This is a genomic window from Paenibacillus terrae, assembly GCF_005217525.1.
GTDB classification, from domain to species: domain Bacteria; phylum Bacillota; class Bacilli; order Paenibacillales; family Paenibacillaceae; genus Paenibacillus; species Paenibacillus terrae_C.
In genome coordinates this window covers 1,486-25,096 of the sequence record NZ_PNXQ01000010.1, presented here as the reverse complement: position 1 = coordinate 25,096, position 23,611 = coordinate 1,486, and the positions used below count along the sequence as shown (strand labels likewise).

Annotated in this window: 21 protein-coding genes, 4 tRNA genes, 1 pseudogene and 1 riboswitch; of the genes and pseudogenes, 8 read left to right on the top strand and 18 right to left on the bottom strand. The window is 48.4% G+C overall.

Annotated elements, in window-relative coordinates; all coding sequences use genetic code 11:
* Positions 1–14: 14 nt before the first annotated feature.
* The gene (locus tag C1I60_RS08515) at positions 15–665 is read left to right on the top strand and encodes an amino acid ABC transporter permease (RefSeq protein ID WP_137061327.1); all 651 of its coding nucleotides are present in this window, start codon (positions 15–17) and stop codon (positions 663–665) included.
* A gap of 81 nt (positions 666–746) precedes the next feature.
* On the opposite strand, the pseudogene C1I60_RS08510 reads toward C1I60_RS08515, so the two are convergent.
* Both C1I60_RS08510 and C1I60_RS08505 read right to left on the bottom strand, forming a co-directional pair.
* A pseudogene (locus C1I60_RS08510) lies at positions 747–857 on the bottom strand (ABC transporter ATP-binding protein); the annotation flags it as partial.
* A 120-nt stretch (positions 858–977) separates the two neighbouring features.
* Complete coding sequence (locus tag C1I60_RS08505) at positions 978–2,573, bottom strand: DUF6359 domain-containing protein (RefSeq protein WP_137061326.1); 1,596 nt, start codon at positions 2,571–2,573, stop codon at positions 978–980.
* 213 nt (positions 2,574–2,786) lie between these two features.
* Positions 2,787–2,900: riboswitch (glycine riboswitch) on the top strand.
* Between the two features lie 209 nt (positions 2,901–3,109).
* Here C1I60_RS08505 and sdaAB point away from each other — a divergent pair.
* A complete protein-coding gene (gene sdaAB / locus C1I60_RS08500; RefSeq protein ID WP_137061325.1) occupies positions 3,110–3,799 on the top strand; it encodes an L-serine ammonia-lyase, iron-sulfur-dependent subunit beta in 690 nt (229 codons plus the stop codon).
* On the top strand, positions 3,789–4,688 hold the full coding sequence (gene sdaAA, locus C1I60_RS08495) for an L-serine ammonia-lyase, iron-sulfur-dependent, subunit alpha (protein ID WP_137061324.1): 900 nt from the start codon (positions 3,789–3,791) through the stop codon (positions 4,686–4,688). The genes sdaAB and sdaAA overlap by 11 nt, the downstream gene beginning before the upstream one ends.
* A gap of 309 nt (positions 4,689–4,997) precedes the next feature.
* Here sdaAA and C1I60_RS08490 read toward each other — a convergent pair whose 3' ends face one another.
* The 6 genes from C1I60_RS08490 to C1I60_RS08465 all read right to left on the bottom strand — a co-directional run bounded on the left by C1I60_RS08490 (position 4,998) and on the right by C1I60_RS08465 (position 11,670).
* The gene (locus C1I60_RS08490; RefSeq protein ID WP_137061323.1) at positions 4,998–7,334 is read right to left on the bottom strand and encodes an Ig-like domain-containing protein; all 2,337 of its coding nucleotides are present in this window, start codon (positions 7,332–7,334) and stop codon (positions 4,998–5,000) included.
* Positions 7,335–7,506: 172 nt separating this feature from the next.
* The gene (locus tag C1I60_RS08485) at positions 7,507–8,667 is read right to left on the bottom strand and encodes a serine hydrolase domain-containing protein (protein ID WP_137061322.1); all 1,161 of its coding nucleotides are present in this window, start codon (positions 8,665–8,667) and stop codon (positions 7,507–7,509) included.
* A 166-nt stretch (positions 8,668–8,833) separates the two neighbouring features.
* A complete protein-coding gene (locus C1I60_RS08480) occupies positions 8,834–9,295 on the bottom strand; it encodes a pyridoxamine 5'-phosphate oxidase family protein (RefSeq protein WP_137061321.1) in 462 nt (153 codons plus the stop codon).
* 59 nt (positions 9,296–9,354) lie between these two features.
* Complete coding sequence (locus C1I60_RS08475; RefSeq protein ID WP_025685903.1) at positions 9,355–9,591, bottom strand: non-oxidative hydroxyarylic acid decarboxylases subunit D; 237 nt, start codon at positions 9,589–9,591, stop codon at positions 9,355–9,357.
* A 41-nt stretch (positions 9,592–9,632) separates the two neighbouring features.
* A complete protein-coding gene (locus C1I60_RS08470; RefSeq protein WP_137061320.1) occupies positions 9,633–11,051 on the bottom strand; it encodes a non-oxidative hydroxyarylic acid decarboxylases subunit C in 1,419 nt (472 codons plus the stop codon).
* Between the two features lie 28 nt (positions 11,052–11,079).
* On the bottom strand, positions 11,080–11,670 hold the full coding sequence (locus C1I60_RS08465) for a UbiX family flavin prenyltransferase (protein WP_137061319.1): 591 nt from the start codon (positions 11,668–11,670) through the stop codon (positions 11,080–11,082).
* A 162-nt stretch (positions 11,671–11,832) separates the two neighbouring features.
* Between C1I60_RS08465 and C1I60_RS08460 the strand changes: the two genes are divergently transcribed.
* Positions 11,833–12,738, top strand: a complete 906-nt coding sequence (locus tag C1I60_RS08460) for a LysR family transcriptional regulator (RefSeq protein ID WP_137061318.1) — start codon at positions 11,833–11,835, stop codon at positions 12,736–12,738.
* Positions 12,739–12,812: 74 nt separating this feature from the next.
* On the opposite strand, the gene C1I60_RS08455 is transcribed toward C1I60_RS08460, so the two are convergent.
* From C1I60_RS08455 to C1I60_RS08435, 5 genes are all read right to left on the bottom strand, one after another.
* On the bottom strand, positions 12,813–13,997 hold the full coding sequence (locus tag C1I60_RS08455) for a response regulator (protein WP_137061317.1): 1,185 nt from the start codon (positions 13,995–13,997) through the stop codon (positions 12,813–12,815).
* A complete protein-coding gene (locus tag C1I60_RS08450; protein ID WP_137061316.1) occupies positions 13,978–15,774 on the bottom strand; it encodes a cache domain-containing sensor histidine kinase in 1,797 nt (598 codons plus the stop codon). The genes C1I60_RS08455 and C1I60_RS08450 overlap by 20 nt, the downstream gene beginning before the upstream one ends.
* Before the next feature lie 30 nt (positions 15,775–15,804).
* Positions 15,805–16,629, bottom strand: a complete 825-nt coding sequence (locus C1I60_RS08445) for a carbohydrate ABC transporter permease (protein ID WP_137061315.1) — start codon at positions 16,627–16,629, stop codon at positions 15,805–15,807.
* A 13-nt stretch (positions 16,630–16,642) separates the two neighbouring features.
* Positions 16,643–17,533 (bottom strand): carbohydrate ABC transporter permease, encoded by an 891-nt coding sequence (locus tag C1I60_RS08440; protein WP_137061314.1) that lies wholly within the window; start codon positions 17,531–17,533, stop codon positions 16,643–16,645.
* Positions 17,534–17,641: 108 nt separating this feature from the next.
* Positions 17,642–18,973: an extracellular solute-binding protein gene (locus C1I60_RS08435; RefSeq protein ID WP_137061313.1), complete on the bottom strand. Its 1,332-nt coding sequence runs from the start codon at positions 18,971–18,973 to the stop codon at positions 17,642–17,644.
* 288 nt (positions 18,974–19,261) lie between these two features.
* Between C1I60_RS08435 and C1I60_RS24420 the strand changes: the two genes are divergently transcribed.
* Entirely contained in the window at positions 19,262–19,423 is a 162-nt protein-coding gene (locus tag C1I60_RS24420; RefSeq protein WP_170970762.1) for a lysine-specific demethylase, read from the top strand.
* A 257-nt stretch (positions 19,424–19,680) separates the two neighbouring features.
* On the opposite strand, the gene C1I60_RS08430 is transcribed toward C1I60_RS24420, so the two are convergent.
* Entirely contained in the window at positions 19,681–20,421 is a 741-nt protein-coding gene (locus tag C1I60_RS08430) for a Crp/Fnr family transcriptional regulator (RefSeq protein WP_137061312.1), read from the bottom strand.
* A gap of 300 nt (positions 20,422–20,721) precedes the next feature.
* On the opposite strand from C1I60_RS08430, the gene C1I60_RS08425 reads away from it, so the two are divergent.
* The 3 genes from C1I60_RS08425 (at position 20,722) to C1I60_RS08415 (ending at position 23,062) form a co-directional block, all read left to right on the top strand.
* Positions 20,722–21,171 (top strand): GAF domain-containing protein, encoded by a 450-nt coding sequence (locus C1I60_RS08425; protein WP_137061311.1) that lies wholly within the window; start codon positions 20,722–20,724, stop codon positions 21,169–21,171.
* 141 nt (positions 21,172–21,312) lie between these two features.
* On the top strand, positions 21,313–21,966 hold the full coding sequence (locus tag C1I60_RS08420) for a response regulator (protein ID WP_014279401.1): 654 nt from the start codon (positions 21,313–21,315) through the stop codon (positions 21,964–21,966).
* Positions 21,959–23,062 (top strand): PAS domain-containing sensor histidine kinase, encoded by a 1,104-nt coding sequence (locus C1I60_RS08415; RefSeq protein WP_137061310.1) that lies wholly within the window; start codon positions 21,959–21,961, stop codon positions 23,060–23,062. The genes C1I60_RS08420 and C1I60_RS08415 overlap by 8 nt, the downstream gene beginning before the upstream one ends.
* Positions 23,063–23,167: 105 nt before the next feature.
* On the opposite strand, the gene C1I60_RS08410 is transcribed toward C1I60_RS08415, so the two are convergent.
* The 4 genes from C1I60_RS08410 to C1I60_RS08390 form a co-directional block, all read right to left on the bottom strand.
* Positions 23,168–23,238, bottom strand: a tRNA-Gly gene (locus C1I60_RS08410).
* Positions 23,239–23,247: 9 nt separating this feature from the next.
* Positions 23,248–23,321 (bottom strand) — tRNA-Pro (locus C1I60_RS08405).
* A 23-nt stretch (positions 23,322–23,344) separates the two neighbouring features.
* Positions 23,345–23,421, bottom strand: a tRNA-Arg gene (locus C1I60_RS08400).
* 106 nt (positions 23,422–23,527) lie between these two features.
* Positions 23,528–23,602, bottom strand: a tRNA-Gly gene (locus C1I60_RS08390).
* Between the last annotated feature and the right edge of the window lie 9 nt (positions 23,603–23,611).

The window sequence follows — 23,611 nt, the reverse complement described above, 5'->3', positions numbered from 1 at the left end:
GGAGGGAAGCCCGTATGGATTTCAGCGGCTTGTTTGTATGGCCTAATGTGCGTTTTATACTGGAGGGCTTCCTGCTAACGCTAGAGGTCTCCGTTTATTCCATCATGTTCAGCTTCGTGCTCGGTATCGTGTTTGGTATCCTGCGCTATACGCGCTTACCTGTCATTTCACAAGTAGCAGCCTTTTTAATCGATCTGATTCGCAATCTTCCGTTATTGCTCATTATTTTTTTCATCGGTATGGTCTTACCGTCCATTGGCCTATCCATTTCGCTCAAATGGGCAGCTATTACGGGCCTGTCGATCTTTGAGGGGGCCATGATCGCCGAGATTGTCCGTAGCGGCTTGAACTCCGTTCATAAAGGACAGATTGAAGCTGCACGGTCCTCCGGGCTGAGCTATTCCAGAACGTTATGGCATATCATTCTGCCGCAAGCGCTCCGCCGCATGGTGCCACCTATCGTCAGCCAGTTCATTTCCCTGCTCAAGGATACTTCTCTCGCGGTCATTATCAGTCTGCCGGAGCTGACGCATAACATTCAGATTGTCGGAGGTCAAAACCAATCCTTCGTCATTCCGGCTCTGCTATTCGCCGCCTTCCTGTACTTCACTGTTAATTACAGCATGTCGCTACTTGCACGCAGGCTGGAAGTTCGTACTCATTAGCACTCATTACACATAGCTTGATCAGAGCTGCCGCCAGCCTGAACGTTCTGTCAGCACAATAGCAAGGTCCATCCGGTTATCCAGTTCCAGCACACGCACCTTTTTCTGTTTCGTGGAGAGAGTCGCATGATAATCGAGATTTTCCTCAATTTGCTTACCCATGCTCATCAGTGGATTCAATGCTGTTTCTGGCACAAAATGTAATGAAATAACCAACCACAAGCTAATTTTCAGCACCAAAAAAGTCGCCTGACCCCCTTAAAGGGATCAAGCGACTGGCTGGTCCAGCTCAAATTGTGCTCACTTCGCTGCTTACGAAGCCGCTCCATAGGAGCCGGACTTGAACGTTCTTGGATCGTACCATTTGTAGCCCGCTGCCGGAGCAGCCCAAGGCTCAGCCTGCGGTTCCGTAGAAGCCGCAGGCTCCTCGAACGGCAGCAGCTGTGTTGGCTGATCCAGTGTCAGACCCGCCACATCGGACAGCTTCGTATAGTCCTGCTTCCATGCAAGCCATTGGACGGTTTGTACCAGGAAGGTGGAATCGTCCACTTCCTTGAAGCCATCGTACGTCTTCTTGGACTGTCCGTTTTCCTCACGTACATATTTCGGCGTGGCATCCTCAACTGGCGAAGAATCACCGATAAACGCTGCCTTGCCCTGACCTACCTTGGCTATAGCAGCATAAGGTCCTTCAGCACGGCCCCCTCCGTTATAGACACCCTGGTCCACGGCATTGCCCCATTTTTTCGTGCCTGTAGGGATATAAGCGATTCCTTTAGCCTTGGTCGGATCCATAATCGCCAATGTAGAACCAGCATGCATCGCAATCGAACGTACACCCTTCGTAATGCCGAAGGATTGATCTGCGGCTACGATATCGGTAGCATTCACGTCACCGAGCGCATTGTAGCGGAAACGAACGCCAAAGTTCGTCGCCAGCCAGTCGGAACTGGTTAATCCCTGCATCGCTGGTGATGCAGCTTCTTCTGTTGTCATACCTTTAGCAGGATTGGAATAGGCTCCACGGCGGTAGCCGTTCATAACCTCGGAGGAATCCCAACGGTTTTTGTTACGGTCGGCGTTATAGTGGTCCGAAATGAAGAAAATGCTGCCTCCATTCTTCACATATTGCACCAAAGCCGCCTGCTCGGATGCCTTAAAGGCAACATTGGCTTCGCCAATGATGAACACATCATATGGGCGCAGCTTGTCGTACGTTATAGCCTGCTCGCCATAGGTAAAAGGGATGGAACGGTTCAACTGGTCCACGATAAAACCAGCATTACGCAGCCCACCCGCAAAATCGGAAAAGGCTCCATCTATAACCCAATCCGCCGCTCCGGCTGTCTGTGCGTGCGTATTATCGAACAGCACTTTTTTGCCTTTTCCATCCGGCAATGTCGTACCGGGTTGACCTGGGGTACCAGGACCAGGCTCGCCAGGATTCCCAGGATCGCTTCCATTTACCAGTTCCAGAGCGCTTGGGCTTTTCACTCCACCAAAATTGTTATAGGCACCCAGCGTACCTGTCACGCGAATTTTGCTGCCGATGAGCTCAGGATGGCCTGACAGCCCGAATGGTCCTCTATACGCAGATGTCAATTGTACATTTAACAGATTAGACGTATTGCGTTCACTTGCCTGATCCGCAATCAGTACGTTAAAATCGTTGGCAAACGGGGCAGAGAAATTAGCCGTTTTCGATCCGGTGGCATGTCCGACGACGTAGCCTTCTACCGTCACCGTACCTCCGCTGCTTTGGCTCTGAAGCGCTTCCGCTACCGTCAATGCGCCCTCTGCATTGACCTGACCGAATGGAACAAAAATTCCTATCAGCAGTGATACCATTGCCGCCAGATGCAGCATTCTTTTCAAGCGGGAACCTGTGAACCTGAAACCTTTTACCATACGTAAATGCCCCTCCTATTATTCCATAAATTAGCTTGTCCTCTATCAGATTAGCTATCAACCTTCTAATTCCTTCCTGCTTTCATCCATAATTATGTAAAATTTAATCTTTTTTATTGAGAAGACACCTGATTTTGTAAAATCTCAGCCAGTGATTGACACCGGGCATGGCATACATTACGCTTAGGAGGAAATGTTGAACGGTATACGCGAATGAAGATGACGGGAGAGTCTGTCTGGGAATTACATCCCGGCAGCACCGAAGGAGCAAGACGTCAGCACCCGGCTGGCGGATAATCTCTCAGGTCCATGTATCGTCATCTGACGCAACTCTGGAGAGAGCGCAAGCCACCCAAGGGGTAAGGCGGTATTACACCGCACGAAACTCTCAGGTAACCAGGACAGAGATAAGGGAAATTTCCTTATCCTGTCTTTTTTGTGCTTACATGCTGCGTCAGCATTAGAAACCGTCACACCCGCGCAAAGGCGCGGCAGCACCATATACTATGGTATTCAAACATACAGGGGGCCACATCATGCGTTTTAAGGATGTATTTTCCATTATTGGTCCGGCTATGACCGGACCCTCCAGCTCGCATACCGCAGGCGCGGTGCGGCTCGCACGTGTTGCCCGGCACTGGCTAGGTGTGCAGCCTGACCGTGCCCGCATGACGCTGTACGGATCATTTGCCGATACGTACAAGGGACACGGTACAGACCTGGCACTCATCGCCGGACTGCTGAATTACGATACAGACGACTACCGGATCCCGGATGCCGAGCAATGTGCAGAGCAAGCCGGGATGGAAGTAGAGTTCGCTGTCAGCGGACTGCCCGCCCCCCATCCGAACACCGTTCGCTTCGAGCTATGGAAGGATGAAGATCAGCGTACGCTGCTAGGCTCCTCGATCGGCGGCGGAAACATTCATGTTCAGCAGCTCAACGAATTTCGGGTCAATCTAACCGGAGAACTGCCTACGCTGGTGCTTCTCCACTCGGATAAGCCCGGAACATTGGGCGTGGTGACTTCAGCGCTGGGCGCGGCTGACATTAACATTGCCTATATGCACGTGGATCGCAAAGGTCGGGATGGCGAAGCGCTCACTGCCATTGAAACCGATAGCCCGGCTTCTGCTGAATTAATTGCCGAGCTGCGGGCTTTGCCTTATATGTATGAAATCAAAATGATTAACTTGAAAAAAGGAGCTGAATCCGATGCGGTTTAGCCATTTGCATGAATTAGGTGCCTTGTGCGCCGAGGAATCCACTACGATTGGTCGCTTGATGATCAAGGAACAGGTACAAGAGACGAACACACCGGAGGAAGAAATCTTCCGCCAAATGTCTGATTATTATGAAGTCATGAAGGAGGCCGTTCATCGCGGACAAACACAGGACACCGTATCCCGCAGCGGTTTGACGGGCGGCGATGGCAAACGCCTGGCGGAATATTTGCGCGCAGGAGAAACCTGCTCCGGCGATGCCTCGGCACTCGCTATGGCGTACGCCCTCTCCGTGTCGGAGGTCAATGCGTCCATGGGTCGCATTGTCGCCACGCCCACCGCAGGCTCATGCGGGGTCATACCCGGCGTGTTCATCAGCGCGCAGGAGCGGTTCGGCTGGGATGACGAGCATATGGTGCGCGGACTGTTCGCCGCTGGAGCGATTGGCTACGTCATCGCCAACAATTCCTTCATCTCCGGCGCGGAGGGAGGCTGCCAGGCCGAGATTGGCTCAGCCATCGGGATGGCAGCAGGTGCCATGGTCGAGCTGCGCGGCGGTACGCCAGAGCAGGCCATCCATGCAGTAGGCCTCGCGCTCAAGAACACGCTCGGCCTGATTTGCGACCCCGTCGCCGGACTCGTGGAGATTCCATGCATCGTGCGCAACGGGCTGGGAGCCGTGACCGCGCTTGCCGCCGCGGATATGGCTCTGGCGGGTGTGCGCAGCGCCATCCCGTCTGACGAAGTCATCGACGTGATGCTCGAAGTCGGCAGCGCAATGCCGTCCAAGCACCGCGAGACCGCCAAAGGCGGCTTGGCCCAAACGCCGACCGGCAAGCGTCTGACGGAGTCGCTTACGCGCAACATACCATCCAAGAAGGATAAGTCGTAGTTTCTAAGGTGAAATGCTTGCTCGACACATCCATTTTACCAAAGAGCGGCTTGATTGATTTTAGAAGGATTGTAGAACCTGTTTCGCTTAAAGAAGCGGAGAGGACGGAACGATTGTGGAAAAGCGGAAGTGGTCGCCTTTGTGCCCGGATTTTCACCACTAAGGGGAATAGTAAAAATCTGGGCACCACAGCGATTGCAACAACGGTCCGTTCACGAAGCGTCCATCTGAGTGCCAACGAAAATCCTTCTCCATAGCAAAGGGGCGCCCCATTGCCATTTCCATGGCTTTTGGGACACCCCTTTTTTCCTACTGAACGTTCACCTGTACCTTCGTTGTTTTTCCTGCATATTTCACGGTAATTACAGCTTTACCCTTACCCTGTGCCTTAATGCTGCCATCTTTGACTGTAGCAACAATAATTCGGGACGAGGACCAGACTGCTGGCTTGGATACATCCTTCTCCGACTCATCCTTATACGTAGCTGTAGCCGTAACCTTAGCTACTTGTCCTACTTTCAAATTCAACGAGACTTCGTCGGTTTGCAAATATTTAAGCGTATCGACATCCACAGGTACGGTGATATATTTCCCGCCAAACTTCGCTTGAATATTGGTTTTACCGTAGCCTACCGCGGTAACCTGGCCCTTTTTGACTGTAGCTACCTTATAATTCATCGTTTTCCATTCGGCTTGGGCCGTAACGTCCTTTTCTTTGCCATCACTGGATTTGACCACAATTGCGATGGTTTTTTGATCCCCGGATTTAAGCGATAACGCGATAGCATCCGCCTCAATCTGTTGCGCTACATCCACTTCTACTGTAAATGTAATGCTTTGCTTGCCATAAGAAGCTGTAACAGTAGCCTTGCCACTGCCATTCGCTTTGATCAAGCCCTCGCTAACCTCGACCACCTTCACATTGCTGGTAGTCCAGGTAGCATCCTTGGTTACATCTGTTTTTGTACCGCCGCTCTTGACGCCTGTTACTTTCAACTGCTTCGTTTCCTGGGCACCAAGCGCAATCACGCGTGTGTCTGTTTCCAAACGGTCTACGAGACCGACTTGTACATTAATGGTCAGCTTTTTGCCATTATAAGTGGCGGTAACAACCGCCTTACCCGCTGCTTTACCCGTAATTGTTCCTTTGGATACGGAAGCAACATCTTCCGCACTTGAAGTCCATTCTGCATCCTGTGTCACATCTTCCTTACGACCATCCGCATACGTAGCGGTCAGAGTAGCAACATAATCCTCATTAATATCAATCGTTGCTGTTTTGGAGGATAGGGACAAGTCACCAGGCACATTCACAGATACCGCCGCTGTGACTGTTTTGCCCCCATAGGAAGCAGTGATCGTTGCCTCACCTGTTTTATAGCCCGTTACTTCGCCCTTACTGACAAATGCAATATCTTCATTGCTGGATTTCCAATCTGCCTTGCTTGTAATATCTTCTTCCGTACCTGTTACATACGTAGCGGTCAGCTTGAGCTTTTTGGTTTCCTTGGCGCTCAGGCTCAGCTTGTCCTCACTCAAATCGAGATATCTGGAGGTTTCAACGTCCGTTTTAATCGAAACTGTCTTATCACCATACTTAGCGGTCACCGTAGCTGAACCCGCTCCAATTGCCATAATCGTTCCTTTATTCACCGTCGCAATTTTCTCATCGCTTGATGTCCAAGCAGCTTTATCTGTAACATCCGTTACCGTTCCATCCGGGTAAACAGCGGAAACCTGTATTTTCTTGGATTCATCCAAACGGAGAAAAATATTGGATTCGCTAGCTTTCAGCTTATTCGTTTGATCGACATCCACTGAAATGCTAGCAGACATCGTACCGTATTTACCTGTAATCGTCGCTTTACCCGCGCTGTAGCCAGTAATGGTGCCTTTCAGCACATCCGCTACGGCTGCATTGCTGGAGCTCCACTCTGCGGACTCAGTAACATCCTGCACCGTTCCATCCGGGAAGGTCGCTGTCAATTTTACCTTTTCGGTATCCTTCAACAAAAGAGAAACTTCTGATGAACTGGCATCCAGACGCTTGACCTGCTCCACCTGCACAGCAATCGTTACGGTTTGTTGACCGTATACAGCCTTAATATTGGCTGTACCTGCTCCCTGAGCGGTAACCAATCCGTTAACAACAGTAGCCACCTTTTGATTATCCGAGGTCCAAGTCGCATCACCCGATACCTGAGCTGTCGTGTTATCACTGTAAGTCGCTGTCAGATCGACCTGTCCTTTGCCGCTTGAACGCAAGCTCAGGCTTTGCACACTGGATGTGAGCGCCTTAACCTTTTTCGTTACATGTACCTGAACCGATTGTATCTTATCTTTATAGGTCGCAACCACAGTTGCTTCCCCTTCGCCCTTACCTGAAACCGTACCGTTATATACCGTAGCAATAGAAGTATTATCACTTTTCCAATCCGTGCTTACAGTTACATTTGAGGTTGTCCCATCGCTAAAAACAGCCGTAGCCGTTATCGCAGATGTATCGCCCTGCTGCACAGTTACCTCGTTAGAGGAAAGAACAATCTTGGAAAGCACCGGATCAGCCGCGAATGCAAACCCTGCATATGATGTAAAACTTGAGATCAGGATGACCAACGCCAGAAAACCAGACCACCTATTCTTCAAAATCTAATTCCCTCCCATTTCGAAACTTAAAATTAAGAATTTCGCAAAATCCTTATACCTACGTTTTATTTCGACATGTGGAAAAGAATAGTTTAGGTTTTGGAGAAAACTTGGTCCTTATTAACTAGAATCGGTACTGACAAAGATTAAATCGTTATATATAATCTCACTTTTACAAGCAGCTATAAGCTGCTGCACGAAGCCTCAAATGATGGTATTCTTCCATATTTGGGGCCAGCTGATGCATATAAACGACGGAGAACTGCTCGCTTGGATCTATAGAAGCCCAAGTACCTGCTGCTCCCGTCCAGCCAAATTCTCCAATAGAGCTGTTTGCATGTCCAGCCGCCTTATCAATTAATGTGCGCACGCCCAGTCCGTAACCATAACCTGTATGATATGAATTCGTAAAATCAGATAGTTGGGCTGTATTCAGATGATTGGTGCGCATTAAATCAATGGTTTTTCTCCCCAATAGCCTTACACCGTCTACCATGCCGCCGTTTGACAGCATTTGTGAAAATGTAAGGTACTCTTTAACTGTCGAATACAAACCAACCCCTCCACTTTCATATACAGCGTCTGGCTGATGGTGCTCGTCCAAGAAACCCTCAATTTTTTCAAGCTCTCCGGTGTCTGTCCGTTGGTAAAAAGAGGCCATACGAGATCCAATGTCTCCACGATAACGGTAACCTGTATTGTTCATGCCAAGCGGATCAAAAATTTCATCCTTTAGGAATTGTCCTAATGATTTTCCTGAAATGACTTCAATAAGACCTGCAACAAGATCATGTCCATATCCGTATAACCATCGTGTTCCCGGTTCAAAGGCAAGCGGAACTTCGGAAAGCGCTTTAATTTCTGTGCGCAAGTCATATTTCCCCTGCTTCTCCTTTAATGCTGTAATGACCTTCTGCATAGCTTTTCCTGTTTCTGAAGACTGAGAAGCGTAAGGAAGACCCACACTCATATTGAATATATGCTTAATTAAAATAGGGGTTTCCGCCTTATCCATATAGGTGTATCCGTTAGGAGCAGTTTTAAAAACATACGGATTACGATATTCGGGTAAATATTCATACAAAGGCTCATTCAACAGAAATTGTCCGCGTTCGTACAGCATAAGTGCTGCCGCACATACAATAACCTTTGTCATGGAAAACAAGCGATACACAGTATCTTCAGTGATTGGCTTTCGAGCTTCCAGATCAGCATATCCGTGATACCCTTCATACAACACTTGGCCATTTTGTGCAATGGCACAACCACAACCTGCTGGCCCATTCGCTACGAATTGTTGCAGTAACTGATCTACCTTTTCAAAACGAGACATATTCATTCCTCCTGTTTTTGCTTCAACAGAAACAAGCTTTCCCTCGCGCTCTAAATTTCCTGCAACAACAAGCTCAACCTGAGTTCCTTGTAAGCGCTTGTCCCCCGCATTTATTTTAACGGTAAACTCAGTAAATACAAAGATTATTTGTCATAACCCGATGGCTTTACATTAACAATTCTGCCACTGTTTCGTTCCAGCGATTTACCACCGATTCCGGCTCCTTGAGACGAACCGTGACACCTGTCAAGATATCCGCATATTGAGCAGAATCCTCTCTGGCTGCGAAAACCCGTGCCGCAAACCGTTCGCGTACATACTTGGCCCCGGCCAAAGCTGGCAGGTGTTCCAGCGACAATCGGACATAATGCGCCTTCCCGCCGATGAACACCGCCAGTGTCGCCTTCCCGGTACGAATCATGTTGCCCGTCGTAGTCGTGCCCGGCCATAGTGCCAGACGCAGATTTCCCTCATCCAGCGCTACAACCTCGCCCACGCTAATCATTGCAATATGCGGCCACTGATCCTCAGTGACCGTCAGCAGCATCATCGCTTCATGCTGCTTTTTTTCCAGCCCCTTGCCATCCAGCAGCGAGAACAGCTCCTTACCGATCCTTGGTGTCTGCATGAAGTATAATCCCCTTTACATTTGGCCTATATCTTCAAAGTACCATAATTTACGGCTGCTTACGAACGACCCTGTACCCGCTCTGGAATAGGAGGGACATGGGCGGCATTCGGAATATCTTGGGGGTTCACCTTGAACGCTGATTTATACTTTGCCGGATCAGTAATGCTATCCGGTTCCGAGGTGCGCCATGTGAACATACATACAGGACACAGCAGGACCTCCCAGGCACCTTTCACTGGCGAACGGGTAACAACCTCCGAACGATTAGATTCACAACGGGGACAAATATGCATCTGTCAGCACTCCTTTAATCTTTCTATATTTTCAAAAATATTTAACGAAGCATTTGGCTCAGCTTTTTTTCCCATTCCGCTACACCGAGCGGGGAATCGAGCGGCTGCGAATAATGGCCTCTAATATCCGGTGCTATGGGTGTCGTCGCATCCAATATCATTTTGTGCGTCATACCTGCCGGATCAGAGCCGGGGTCAAGCGGTAAAATAGACAAGCCCGGCACAATGACAGCATCATGCTTCGGATGCAGCTTGGTGGACAAGGCCCACATGACCTGCGGCAGATTGAACGGATCGACATCCTCATCCACCACAATCACCAGCTTGCAATATCCCAATCCATGCGGAGTCGTTAGCGCACGCATTCCCACAGCCTTCGCAAAGCCGCCATAACGGGTTTTCGTGGAAATAATAGCGACCAGCCCATGCGTATACATGGCATTAACGGCTACGATTTCATTAGGAAATGCATCCTTGAGCTGTTGAAACAACGGTACACTTGTATTCACACCGATCATATAATCCGTTTCCGTCCAAGGCATCCCGATGTACAAATGCTCAAATATAGGCTGCTTACGGTGATATATACGATTAATCTGAATGACTGGCATCGCGCGGCCGCCGGAATAGTGACCTGTAAATTCACCGAATGGACCTTCAAACTCACGCTCACCCGCTAACACTTCACCTTCCAGAATAACCTCGGCTCCCCAAGGCAGATCGAGATCCGCATCCTTGGCTTTGACCACACGGTAAGGCTCACCCTGAATGGCGCCCGCCATCTCATACTCGGATTGATCGTACAGCAGCGGCGTAGAAGCAGCCGTGGTAATCACAGGCTCACATCCGAGAGCAATAGCGACCTTCAGATTTTCACCGCGTTCCTCAGCCTGACGGATATGGATCGCAATATCATGCTGCGGTACAGGCTGGATACCCAAACGGTTCTTGCCCTTGACCTGCATCCGGTACAAGCCGACATTTTGCTTGCCATAGGTGTCCGGGTCATCCAGATCGCGTGACACCAAAATCGCTTTATCCAGATAAAACCCTCCGTCTCCCTGGTTCAAACGAAACAACGGTAAAATATCAAACAAATTAATATCCTCTGTAATCTCGACTTCATGAAAAGGAGCGGTTTCTTCCCGCTTCACGGGCACCGGAAATTGTTCATAGCGTCTGGCAAATTCAAAAAACTGCTCCTTGAGCGGCGTGTTTTTTGGCATTCCCATCATGAGGGCATGATTAGGCCAGGAGCCCATCACATTCATTGCAATACGAGCATCCGTATATCCATAGATATTGTTGAAAAAAAGGGCAGGCGTCTTATCCCCCATATTGTTTAACGCTCTGTTAGCTGCTGCGAGGTCAGGCTCCGGCTTTACTTCATCGCTGATCGTAAGCAATTGTCCCTCCTTTTCCAAAGTATGCAGAAAATCGCGAAAGTCTTTATAAGCCATCATTCATTCTCCTTTGTCTTCCGTTTTCTCAATTCTGGTGCAGTCTGGAGTCAGCCTGCTTCATTCCATCCCAGCGCTTAGCTGCGGTAGTGACAATACCGAACTGATCCAATGCGCGAAAAACAATATGATCCACCAATTCCTCGATACTTGCAGGATGATTATAAAAGGCAGGCATCGGCGGCAGGATCATCACGCCCATACGTGACAGCTCCAGCATATTTTCCAGATGAATACTGCTTAATGGTGTTTCCCTGGTCATGAGCAGCAGCTTCTTTCGCTCCTTCAGCATTACATCCGCTGATCGGGTGAGCAGGTTGTCCGCCATACCGATACGAATAGAGGCGAGCGTCTTCATACTGCAAGGAGCGACGATCATGCCATCTACCCGGAAGGAGCCGCTGGAAATACGCGCAGCCTGATCCTTATACGAATAAACTGCATCCGCCATGGCCTCCACTTCCTTCACCGTGTAGCCTGTCTCATAGGGAATGTTCGCAATAGCCCACGGGGATAACACCAGATGGCTCTCCACTGCGGCCTCCCGTAATTGTTGCAATATACGGATACCGAAGATCGACCCTGTCGCTCCCGATATTCCTACAATGATTTTCTTCATATGTCCCCTCCTTCCACCCCATCGTTGTATGTTCACCAATGCATCACTGTCAAAAATTATACGCCTGTTCCTTGCACACGAAAAATATATATAATATATGTAATGCATACTTTAAAAGTATTCAAATCGAAGCGTTGTTCAGAAATGAGGTGGAAACCCCCAATGGATATGAAGCATCTGCATTACTTTTGCGTCATTGTGGAGAAAGGGCAAATCACCAAAGCCGCACGCACGCTCAACATGGCCCAGCCTCCGCTGAGTCAGCAGCTCAAAAATATGGAGGACGAGCTTGGGGTAAAGCTGATTTACCGGGAAGGAAAGAAGTGGGAGGTCACCGAGGCCGGATATGCACTATACACCCGCGCCAAACGATTACTGGCTGAAATGGAGGATACCTGTAGAGAAATTGGAGAGTTCGAAAGCAACGTAACCGGCACCCTGTCCATAGGCACTTCATCGGCCTGCATGTCTCTGATTACCGAACAACTCAGACGCTTTCATCAGAATTATCCGGAGGTATACGTTAAAATAGGACACGGAGACACACATCATCTGGAGGAACTGCTGCATCAAAATAAAGTCGATCTGGCTCTGCTGCTGCTTCCGGTAAACGACAACTCGTACCATACGATTGAACTGGAGGGCGTTTCTTTTGTTGCAGTACTTCCATGTGAATGGGCAGATCGCCATCCGAGTGGTGAAATTACGTTACAGGAAGCAGCCAGCTATGACCTCTTGTTGGGACGCCGAACAGAAGGACACGGGCTATACGAAACCGTCATCCGCAAATTTCAGGAACACCATCTTACTCCGCGCGTCGTACTGGACTGTCCTGAAATATCGACTATTCTCTCGCTCGTATCCACAGGCATGGGGATTACCATCATTCCAGACGCTGGCTTGGGACAAGAATATGGGGACAGATTTCGCACGCTCTCCATTAAGGAGCCGTTTCCCTTTACCCGGCCTGCCGTCGTATGGCGCAAGGATCGTTATTTATCCAATGCGGCTCGCAAATTGGTTGAACAGCTCCAAGCTGGACACACGAAAAAGACTGCTCCCGAGTAGATGCTCTCTACAACTCTACTCATGAAACAGCCCTATGCCGGATGAACCTCGGTCATTCCTTTGTTGTTGCCGCCTTATTTGACTCCCTGATGCCGATACTCGGTCGGAGTCATTCCACATTTGCGCCGGAATACCTGTGTAAAATGCCGCATGTCCTGATAGCCAATCCGCTCGGAAATATCAGCCAGCCGAAGATGAGGATCACTGAGCAGCCGCTTTGCCTCCTCCATTCGCAAGCAAATAACGTAATCCTTGTAGCCTTGTCCGGTTTTTTGCTTAAACAACTGGCTGAAATACACCGGATTCAAAAAGACGACCGAAGCCACCTTCTCCAACGACAATTCCTCTGTAAAATGCGACCGGATATATTGCAACGCCACATCCACCGTATGCATGCCTTTGCGCAGACATTCTCCGGCGTCCACTGCCGCGGCTGCAATCTCCTCGGGCGTTCGTCTTAGCCGTGCCACTTCTTCGGGAATGGACGCAAAATTGTGGTGAACCCCCGAACGCGTAATTTGTAACTGTACCTTCACATAACGCTTCAAGTGGGATTCGAGCAACGTTTCCAGCCGTGCCGCCTCTGCCTCATCCCGCAGCCGTGCAATGCCCAGCAGGCTATGGCGGTCGAGACTGACGACAAAGCCACTGCCGCCTGCCTCAATCAGCTCGGATAGTACATTTTCAATCATAAAATGCTCCAGGTGCGTCTGCTTGTGATCAGGCTCCATACGAACCATGAAGAGATGAAACTCCGGATAATTTTCCACAAACGGCTGTATATCGAGCTTCCCAGTATCCAGTCCAAGTGCATAGCGTTGAAAAACAGCTTCACGCAAATAGACCATATTGGACTTGAGAAGCTTGCCCTCGTTCGCCTGCTGTGAAGCGACAAGTGCTTCGGCCGCCAGCATTTCAATGCATTCCAGCAGCTTTTTTTTGCCGATCGGCTTTAACAGGTAGTCTTTGGCACCCAGCTTTACTGCTCTTTGTGCATATTGGAAGTCGGAATGGGCCGAAATAACGACCCACTGTAGGTGAGGATGCTTTCGCTTGGAAATGCGCATGAATTCCAGACCATCCATACCGGGCATCAGAATATCGGTCAATACAATATCCACGGGATGCTCCGCCAGAATGCCTGCTGCTTCCTCGGTGGAAGCAGCGAGATGAATGCCGCAGGCTGGCAGAGCCTGGCCAATGGTGCGCCGAATCCCCTGCCGAATCATACTTTCATCGTCAGCTATCAGAATATTCATGTTTCTCCTCCTTCTGTGGCAGAGGCACACTTACAGTGGCTGTCGTTCCGGCCCCAGGTGCGCTAGAGATCCGTAGGCCGTACTCTTCTCCGAACATGTGCCGTAGCCGTAAATTTAGGTTTTGCAGGCCGATGCCTCCCGCCTGCCCGCTGCCCGTCTGCTTGCCGGGTTCTGCCAAAGCAACCTGAACCACCTCCCATCGTTCGTACTCCATACCTCCGCCGTTATCCATAATATGCAGGCTTAAAACACCGTCATATTCCTCTGCCCTGACGAGCAGCTTGCCGCCTGTATTCGCATGAAGAGGTTCCAATCCGTGCTTGACCGCATTTTCAATCAACGGTTGTAAGGTCATTTTCGGCAAACGAATACCCATCCAGCGCTCATCAATACTGATATCTACGGATACCCTGCCTTCCAGCCGTGCCTGAATAATCGTGAGGTAATGCCCGATCTGCTCCACTTCTTCACGCAGACTGACATCGGTCCCTTCCTCCCAATGACTGCTGTAGCGGAACATATGGGATAAGGAAAGCACCACTTCCCCGAGCTGATCCTGCCCCTTTTCATCCAGCATCCAATAGATCATATCCAGCGTATTATACAGAAAATGGGGATTTACCTGGGTCTGGAGCGCGTGCAGCTCGGCATTTTTTTCACTGACCGATGATATGCGAACCAGCTCGATCAGCTCCGCAATCCGTCTTACCATATGGTTGAAGGATGTCGCCAGTTGGTTGATTTCCTCATACGATTCAATCTCCACCGTATGGCGGAAATTCCCCGTCTCTACCCGTTTCATTTCCCGAATGACCCGCTTCAGCGGAAGCGAAATACGTCTGGAGACGATGGAGGCAATCAGCGCGGATAAAATAATTAGTACAGGCACCACGATGAGCAAATACCTTTGATTTTGCACCAGCTCCACGTTCAAATCCCCGCTGGGGGTCACACTAATGACCGACCAATCGGCAAACGGCAACTTGGAAGCGATTACAACCTTCTCATTACTCCGGTTTACAATGACATCCTCCTCAGGTACCTGCTGCTCCAGACTTTGCAGATCCGGTGGCGGTTCAGAGGAAGTAGCCGACACAATCCGATTTTTATGGCCTACCAGATATACCTGACTATTGGTACCCAGCCGCAAATTATGGAGTGCGGACAGAACAGAGCGCGGTTCAGCTTCAAACAGGACGATACCAATCGGCTTATGCTCATCCAGATCATAGAGCTGGCGCCCGAACGCAAACACGGGTCTGGTTTCCACCTGGTCAATGACAGAGTGAGGATAAACGCCCAGCCACGCGATTTTGCCCGCTGACTTTCGAATTTCCTTATACCATTCAGCGTGTTCGTAATCGGCATCAATAACATTCATATAATTCCCGTAGTTATATACCTTGCCTGTGTCTGTGATGACATGAATGCCAATCAGGTCCTCCCGCGAGTAATAGATAGCTCCCAGAATATTGGTGATTGTACGTTCATTGATGTAATTGACGGCGGGTAAATCCCCGATATCCGTCGTTAGCAGACGAACCAAATCCATATTGTTGCTGATCGATTTGGACAGACTGTTATAGCTGCTGAGCAGCAGTTCGAACAGTCCTGCCGTTTGGGAAACATTTTTACGTGCCAGCTCGCTGACCTTATCATGGTACTGTACTGTAGTACGGTTATAAAATAACAGACTGATCGCCAGCACAATACCGGACATGCTCAACAGGAAAAGAATAAACAAGCGGTGGTGAATAGACTGAAAACGGCGCATCATACCTCCGTGCGCTCCTTTCGAATCGCTCGCCTACCCTTTAACCGCCCCCGCTACCATGCCCTTGGTAATCTTTTCGGACAAGGCAAAATAAATAATAATAACCGGTAAGGCCCCCATGACCAGAAAAGCGCCAATATTGCCGTAATTCACAGAATACTGGCTGACGAATGTATAGACACCGAAAGGGAGTGTTTTTAGCTTCTCGGACGAGATAAAGGTGGCAGCCATAATGTATTCATTCCAGATATTAATAAAGGTCAAAATACATACCGTCATCATCGGCGGAATGGAGATGGGTAAGATCACACTGCGAAAAATACGAAAAATACTCGCTCCATCAATGTAAGCGGATTCTTCAATCTCGTGGGGAATGGACCGCATAAAGCCGGACAGGATGAAAACCGCAATCGGTGTCTGAAAAGCAATGTAGGGTAAAATTAGCGAGAAATACGTATTGAGAATGTTGATGTTTTTGAACATCACCATCAGCGGCAGCAGCGTTGCCTGCATCGGAATCATCATTCCAATCAGAAACAAGGTCAGCACAGCAGCCCCGAAGCGCCAGCGAAAACGCGTAATCGCATAAGCAGTCATCGAGCTTAGCAAAATGACGAATAGCATCGTAACCCCGGTCACCAGCACACTGTTTCCCAAATAGCGCAAGTAGCTCCCTGATTCATAAGCTTCCTGATAGTTGTGCCACTGGGGCACTTGAGGGAGGGCAAAGAAGCTTGCACTCAAAATTTCTTCATTCGTCTTCAACGAATAGGTCAGCAGCCAGAAGAGTGGGTACAGCTGCGTGACAATCAAGACCGTCAGCAAGGAAAAGACCAATGTTTTTTTCATGGTGTTCACAGCTTCATCCCCCTTAGCTTACCTTATTTTCGATTCGTTTGAAAACAAAATTTATCACAATTGTAAATGACAAACAGATAATCACGAGAAACGAAGCCAATGCGCTGCCATATCCATATTTCATGGACAAAAAGGACATGTTGTACATATACGTAGACACCGTATCCGTTGCATGAGCAGGCCCTCCACCCGTCATCACCCAGATCAGATCAAACGATTGCAAAGAACCGATAAAGGCCAATACAATGGATATTTTAAAAATAGGCACAATGAGCGGCAGCGTAATATAACGGTCTGCTTTAAACCCTACAGCTCCATCCATTTTGGCTGCCTCGTACAGTTCATTCGGAATATTTTGCACCCCGGTAAACTGAATCAGCAGATGATAGCCAAAATACTGCCACAACGATACAAAATAGAGAGCGTACATAGCAATCTGCGGTTCTGTCAGCCATGAGCGTGTCCAGCCTTCCAGCCCGACCGACATCAAAATACCGTTCAGCATCCCACCCATCGAGGCCGGATTATAAATCGTCTTCCACAGCTGCCCGATAATAACCACCGACAGAATGACCGGCAGAAAATACATCGTAACCAGCGTATTCGCCTTACGCACATAGCGATTAAGCAAAATAGCCAGCAGCAGGCAGAACGGAATTTCCAGCATGGAAAACACAGCGAACATCATCGTCCGTTTCACAGACGGCCAGAACACCGGATCGGCTGTAAAAATTCGCTCGAAATTCGCCAGCCCCACAAACTTTGCCTCAGATATTCCGTTCCAGTCCAGCAGTCCACAGTACACCGACACCAGAATCGGAACAAACACCATACAGGTGTACAGCAGCAGGCAGGGCAGCACAAATACGGCAATAGTGCGTGCCGGCACCTTCAATACATTCATGCTCCCATCTCCTTTATGTTTTTTCTGAACATCTTCTAAAGATGCGCAGCTCATGGTTATCCCAAATTAGGGAAGGAACTGATGTGTCCCTCCCCTGTTAAGCTACAACTATTTGTTCGCTTCAAAAGCGCTCTGATGCTCCTTGGCAACTTGTGCAGAGTCTTCTTTTTGCACGAACAGGTTTTGAATACTGCTCAGATGCGCCTGCGCGATAGCTGGATTCATCGTATTATCAAATGCGAGGTCGCCGCCTTTCACATTTTTGAACAGCTCATTGAGGTTAATCGCCAGCTCGGAGTAGCCCGCTTCCTTCAAATCACCTTTCATTTTCTGACCGCTGCCAATCGCATTTTTCAGATCAAACTGGATCTTCGGCATCTCTGTAATAAAATAGTGCAGAAAATCCTTTGTCTCCTGCAAATGCTCACTGTTCGCCGATACCGCAAACGCACTGCCCGGCGCAATCACATACTCATTCACATCTCCCTTGCCATTCACCGTCGGGAATTGGAACGCGCCCACCTTGCCTGCTACCGAAGAGGCATCTATAGATCCTGTTTCCCAAGTGCCCATGATATACATCGCAGCTTTTCCTGTTTTAAAAATATTGCCACCCGCATTATAGTCAATGGACGTAGCTCCATCCGGGAAAGCCCCTGCCTGCACCAGTTCCTGAAATGCATCCACCGCCTCCACAAAGGCCGGATCATTAAACGTTTTTTTGCCGTCCAGCACATCCTTGAGGAAATTCGGTCCTTCATTCGTACGCAGCAAAATATTCATGAAAAGGAGTGATCCGGTCCACGAATCCTTTTCCCCAATCGCAATCGGGGTAATCCCCTTTCCCTTCAGCGCCTTGACCGCCGTGATCAGCTCATCAAAGGTGGTCGGCAGCTTTTGAATTCCCGCCTGCTTGAACAGCTCTTTATTGTAAAACACCACTTCTATATTGTTGCCGTCTGGAAAAGCATACAGCTTATTATCGAAGCTATAATAATCGAGCAGTCCATCCTGGAATGTATTCTTTAAGCCATCTTTATCCGCCACATCGTTCAGAGGAGCCAGCAGCCCGGCATCCACGAAGGGCTTCATCTGTGCGGCCGGATTTACAATCGTAATATCTGGAACTTCCTTCGCCGCTGCCTGTGTTTTGAGCTTTAACTTTTGTTGATCTGTATTCAGCGAATCCAGCTCAATTTTGACATTCGAATGATTCTGCTCATATTGACTTACAATTTCCTTTATCATTTTGTAGGAAGGAGTGCTAGGATCAGGATTAATGTTCTGGAAGGTGATTGTCACTTCTTTACTTACCGCGTCTCCCCCCTTGCTTCCTGAGTCCCCCGAACTTGCGCTCTGTCCGTTATTACAAGCTGTCAGCGTCAATGCCAAGGCGCTTGTCACCAAAATAGATAGCGCTTTCATTTTTGTTCTGCCCATATTCCTTTTCCTCCTCTTGTTGAAGCATTGTGCGAATGGCTCCTTCGGTGAATACTCAATACCCGTTTGTTCTTTTCATTATGTTCTATAGAAAAGAAGTGAACAATGTGTGAACTTAAGGAGAAGGGTTTGTTTTTTTAAGCCCTCATTCGTGCGCTTCAAAATTCATTCGTATCATAACTTGCAATTTATCTCGAACACAGGCATAATATAAATAAGTTCAATTGGTGATAATGATTCTCATTATTAAAGAAAATATATTTGGACTCCAAAGGAGGCAGGACCGCAGTGAAAGAAGCTTTTAGTAGAACCTCCCTGCATATTGATGATTATTTGGATCTTCTCAATCTTGCGGTACAAGTCGGAGATGTAAAGTGGCAAAAGGAAATTACACGTAAACTTCAAGCCTTAAGTGTCCTCCAGACAGAACAGGTTGAAATAGATCAATAATCGACTCCCCAGCTAATTGACCGCTATACGGCGTTGGTTAGCTTTTTTTATATTATAAATGGAGCATTTTGCATAAATTCCAGGAGCGATTCCATATCAGCAATATAAAGATCGAAATGATTGAGTTCGTCTATATATTGTGCCTTTAAGCGTTCGGAATCGAATTATGCAAAATATTGATAATGTATGAGTGCAGATTGTCAGAAGACATAAATAAGGCGGATCCTCAGGGATTCCGCCTTATTTATGTTCATATTTTAGAGTCGGCAAATTTCATGCGCGCATTGGCCGTACGAAGGGCAGCAGCACATCGTGCGCAGTACCTTGAGGTCATGAATGACTATTTTGCCATCCCGCGTATCAAGCGTACCCTGCTCCTTCAACATGCTTAGCATCCGATTCACACTCTCCCGTGTCGCTCCAATCATTTCGCCCAGCTCGGAGTGACTCAGCTTCATATTTAGTAAAATGCCATCCTTCACTGCTACACCACAAGTGTTGCTCGCCCGGATTAGCGTAGAGGCTAATGCACCTGTTTTACCATACAGCAGCAAGTCCCGAAACCGTGATTGCATAATTCGTTGCTTCATAGCCATCCACTGAATGAATTGAAGCCCCATCGCTCCATTTTTGGTCAGAAGCGATTCCAGATCCTTAACACGCACGACGCCCAACTCACAGGCATCGGCTGTTTCTGCAGTGCAGCTATACTCTTCTCCATCTATCCCGCTGAATTCCCCAATCAAGTCACCTTGATGCTGAATGGTCAAAATCAATTCTTTTCCGTCTTCTGTCGACTTGCGAAGCTTAACATGCCCCGAATGTATATAATATAGCTGCTCCGATTCTTCGCCCTCTCTAAAAAGCGTAATTCCCGCCTTTACCTTTTTCCAGGACATGATATCCTTCAGCAGCCCAAAATGTTCCTCAGTCAAAAAAAGCTGAATTCCCGTGCGTTCCACTTCATTCCCAAACCGTTCCGTACAAGTGGCTTGCATGTTGTTGTCCTCCTCGTGTTTACCTGATATCTATATCATAATGTTTTGACGCATCAGTTGTTATCAGGAGAACACCTGATTTTACAGCTTCCTACTCCCTGATTCGCTGTGACAAATATCACTCCCGCCATCGAGCAGAGCCTCATTTATCGGCATTCCACCTACTCCTTCCCCCCGCATGTTCAAAAGTCAGTGTTTCCTGTACCTATAGATCAGGGGGTTCCCTGACTTACTTTTTTAACTGCTGGAACTACAATAAGTTAGAGCTACAGTTTTGTTACGAAAAAGGATGTGTCTTCTATGCTAGAAATAACGGATGAAATGCGCAAAACACTGGATCAGTTGAGGGATCATATCTACGTGGATTTCACAGCACTTGCGCTCATGTCCAAGCCGGGCGGTAGCTTGCAATGGTATTATGCCTCCGGCAGCCGCAGCGAACGCTATCGGCGTATTTCTTTTAAGGTAGGACATGGTATTGCCGGGATGGCTGTTCGTTTGGGGCGTACCGTGACCGTAAGTGCTTTGCTGTCTGGTAGCATACGTCTGCGTCAGGAATGTGCGTTAATGCTGGCGGAGCAGCTTCACTCTGCTGTGGCTATTCCCTTTTCCAGCACAGGGGATCTGCCGAACGGTGTATTGCTTCTCGGTAATCGTGATGTGAGAGTGTTCACCGATTCCGACGTCTCACGGGCCACACAAGTCGCCGAACAGCTTGGTCAGCTATGTGCCCACACTCTTACTCTATAAGATTAATGGCATTTTTATAGAAAATGAGACGTAGATATTACGAAATATAACTGTACCTAACTGTCTATGTTGATTGGAATCCCTAAAATTTGCTATGATGATGATAAAACGTACGGTTCTACCGTTCGAGGGGATGACAAATTGATTCGTATACTTGTAGTGGATGATCATGTAGTCGTACGTTCCGGCCTTATGGCCCTATTGGACGGCAAACACGGCATTAAGGTGGTAGGAGATGCAGCGGACGGAGATGAAGCGATTCGCAAAGCGATAGAGTTACAGCCCAATGTCGTGCTCATGGATTTTAGTATGCCGCCTGGCAAAGACGGTCTTACGGCAACTACTGAATTAAAAAAACAGTTGCCCGATACGGAAGTGCTTATTTTAACGATGCATGACGATGAAGAATATCTGTTCCGAGCCATTCAGGCCGGAGCTTCTGGATATATTTTAAAAAGCGCACCTCACGAGGAATTACTTGCTGCCATTCAGTCTGTGGCTGAAGGTAGCGCCTATCTGTACCCGAATGCAACCAAACGGCTAATGAGTGAATATCTGGATAAGATCAAAAAGGAAGGTATAGCCGGCCCGTATGAATCCCTTTCTGAACGTGAAAAGGAAATTCTTTCGTGGGTAGCCAAGGGATACGCAAACAAGGAAATTGCCGAGCGCCTAGTGATCAGCGTCAAAACTGTTGAATCCCACAAAAGTAACCTGATGGAAAAGCTTAACCTGAAAACACGGCCCGAGCTGGTCAAATTTGCACTAAAAAAGGGGCTGCTGCATTATGAATGAACCTTCTAATCCTTTGCTCCAGCATGCTTTTGGCGAGTCGGCAGATAAGCTGCTGGATGATTTGGAAGCACATATACCGGAATCCCCTTTTCTCCATGCACTGCGTAACTCACTTCACCAGCTATCCAATCTGAAATTTGCGTTGGATACGTCCTCTATCGTTGCTTTGACCGATCACCGGGGCATTATTCAGTACGTCAACGACAAGTTCTGCGAGATTTCGCAATACAGTCGTGAAGAGCTGATCGGTCGGGATCATCGCCTCATTAATTCGGGCTATCATACCCCTGCCTTTATGAAAAACCTGTGGACCACAATTCGTTCAGGCGAGGTATGGCAGGGAGAAATACGTAATCGGGCCAAAGACAACACCTATTATTGGGTGAATACCACCATCGTTCCGTCCATGGACGAAGAAGGTAAGCCCTATCAGTATTTGGCGATCCGTAACGAGGTAACCAAACTAAAAAAAGTAGAGGCTGAGCTTCAGACGATGATGACGCAAGTGATGCAAATACAGGAGGAAGAGCGAAAGCGTTTCTCAAGAGAGCTTCACGATGGAATTGGGCAAAGCTTGTTTGCGCTGATTATTCAACTGGATAGTCAGCTTACTGAACAGCCTAGTCCTGCTTTGGAAAAGCTGCGTTCACAGGTGACTGATATTATTAAGGATGTCCGCGGACTGGCATGGGAACTTCGTCCGTCGGTTCTGGATGATTTGGGCGTCGTACCGGCCATACGGACCTATATTGAAAACTATTGTTCTCATTACGGAATTGAGGTACATTTTCAATGTAATTTGCGTAAACGCCTTGATATCCGTAAAGAAATAGCTATTTATCGGATTGTACAGGAAGCTTTAACGAATGTGGCCAAGTATGCAGACGTAGCAGAGGCACATGTCAACGTAGAGGATCAGAGTGAGGCCATACAAGTGACTATTTGGGATGAAGGTATCGGATTCTCTGAGCAATCCCAAGGGGAAGGCGTAGGACTGTTCAGCATGGAGGAACGAGCCAGAGGAGTAGGAGGATGGATGAGCGTAACCTCTTCACCGGAACAGGGGACCTCCATCCAACTGACCATTCCTGTGTAAAGATACAGCAGCATAAATAAAAAAAGAGAGAGCACTGTCCCCAGACAGGCTCTCTTTATTTATAAGGTGTCACCACTGAGGCAACAAGAATCCGCTATAGCAAAAAGCGGGTGATGGGAATCGAACCCACGCTACCAGCTTGGAAGGCTGGAGTTCTACCATTGAACTACACCCGCAAAACAGTATCGGGATGACACGATTTGAACATGCGACCCCCTGGTCCCAAACCAGGTGCTCTACCAAGCTGAGCTACATCCCGATATTATGCATTTTTTAAGAAAATGGCGCGCCCTGAGAGATTCGAACTCCCGGCCTTTTGATTCGTAGTCAAACGCTCTATCCAGCTGAGCTAAGGGCGCATAATGTAATCCATAATGAGTAGTAAAGATGCCACCAGATTTGACTGGGGAGTGAAGCTTTTGCAAAGCTTTGTCTTACCACTTAGCTATAGCGCCGAATGGATAATGGAGCGGACGACGGGAATCGAACCCGCGACCCTCGCCTTGGCAAGGCGATGCTCTACCGCTGAGCCACGTCCGCAAAATATGG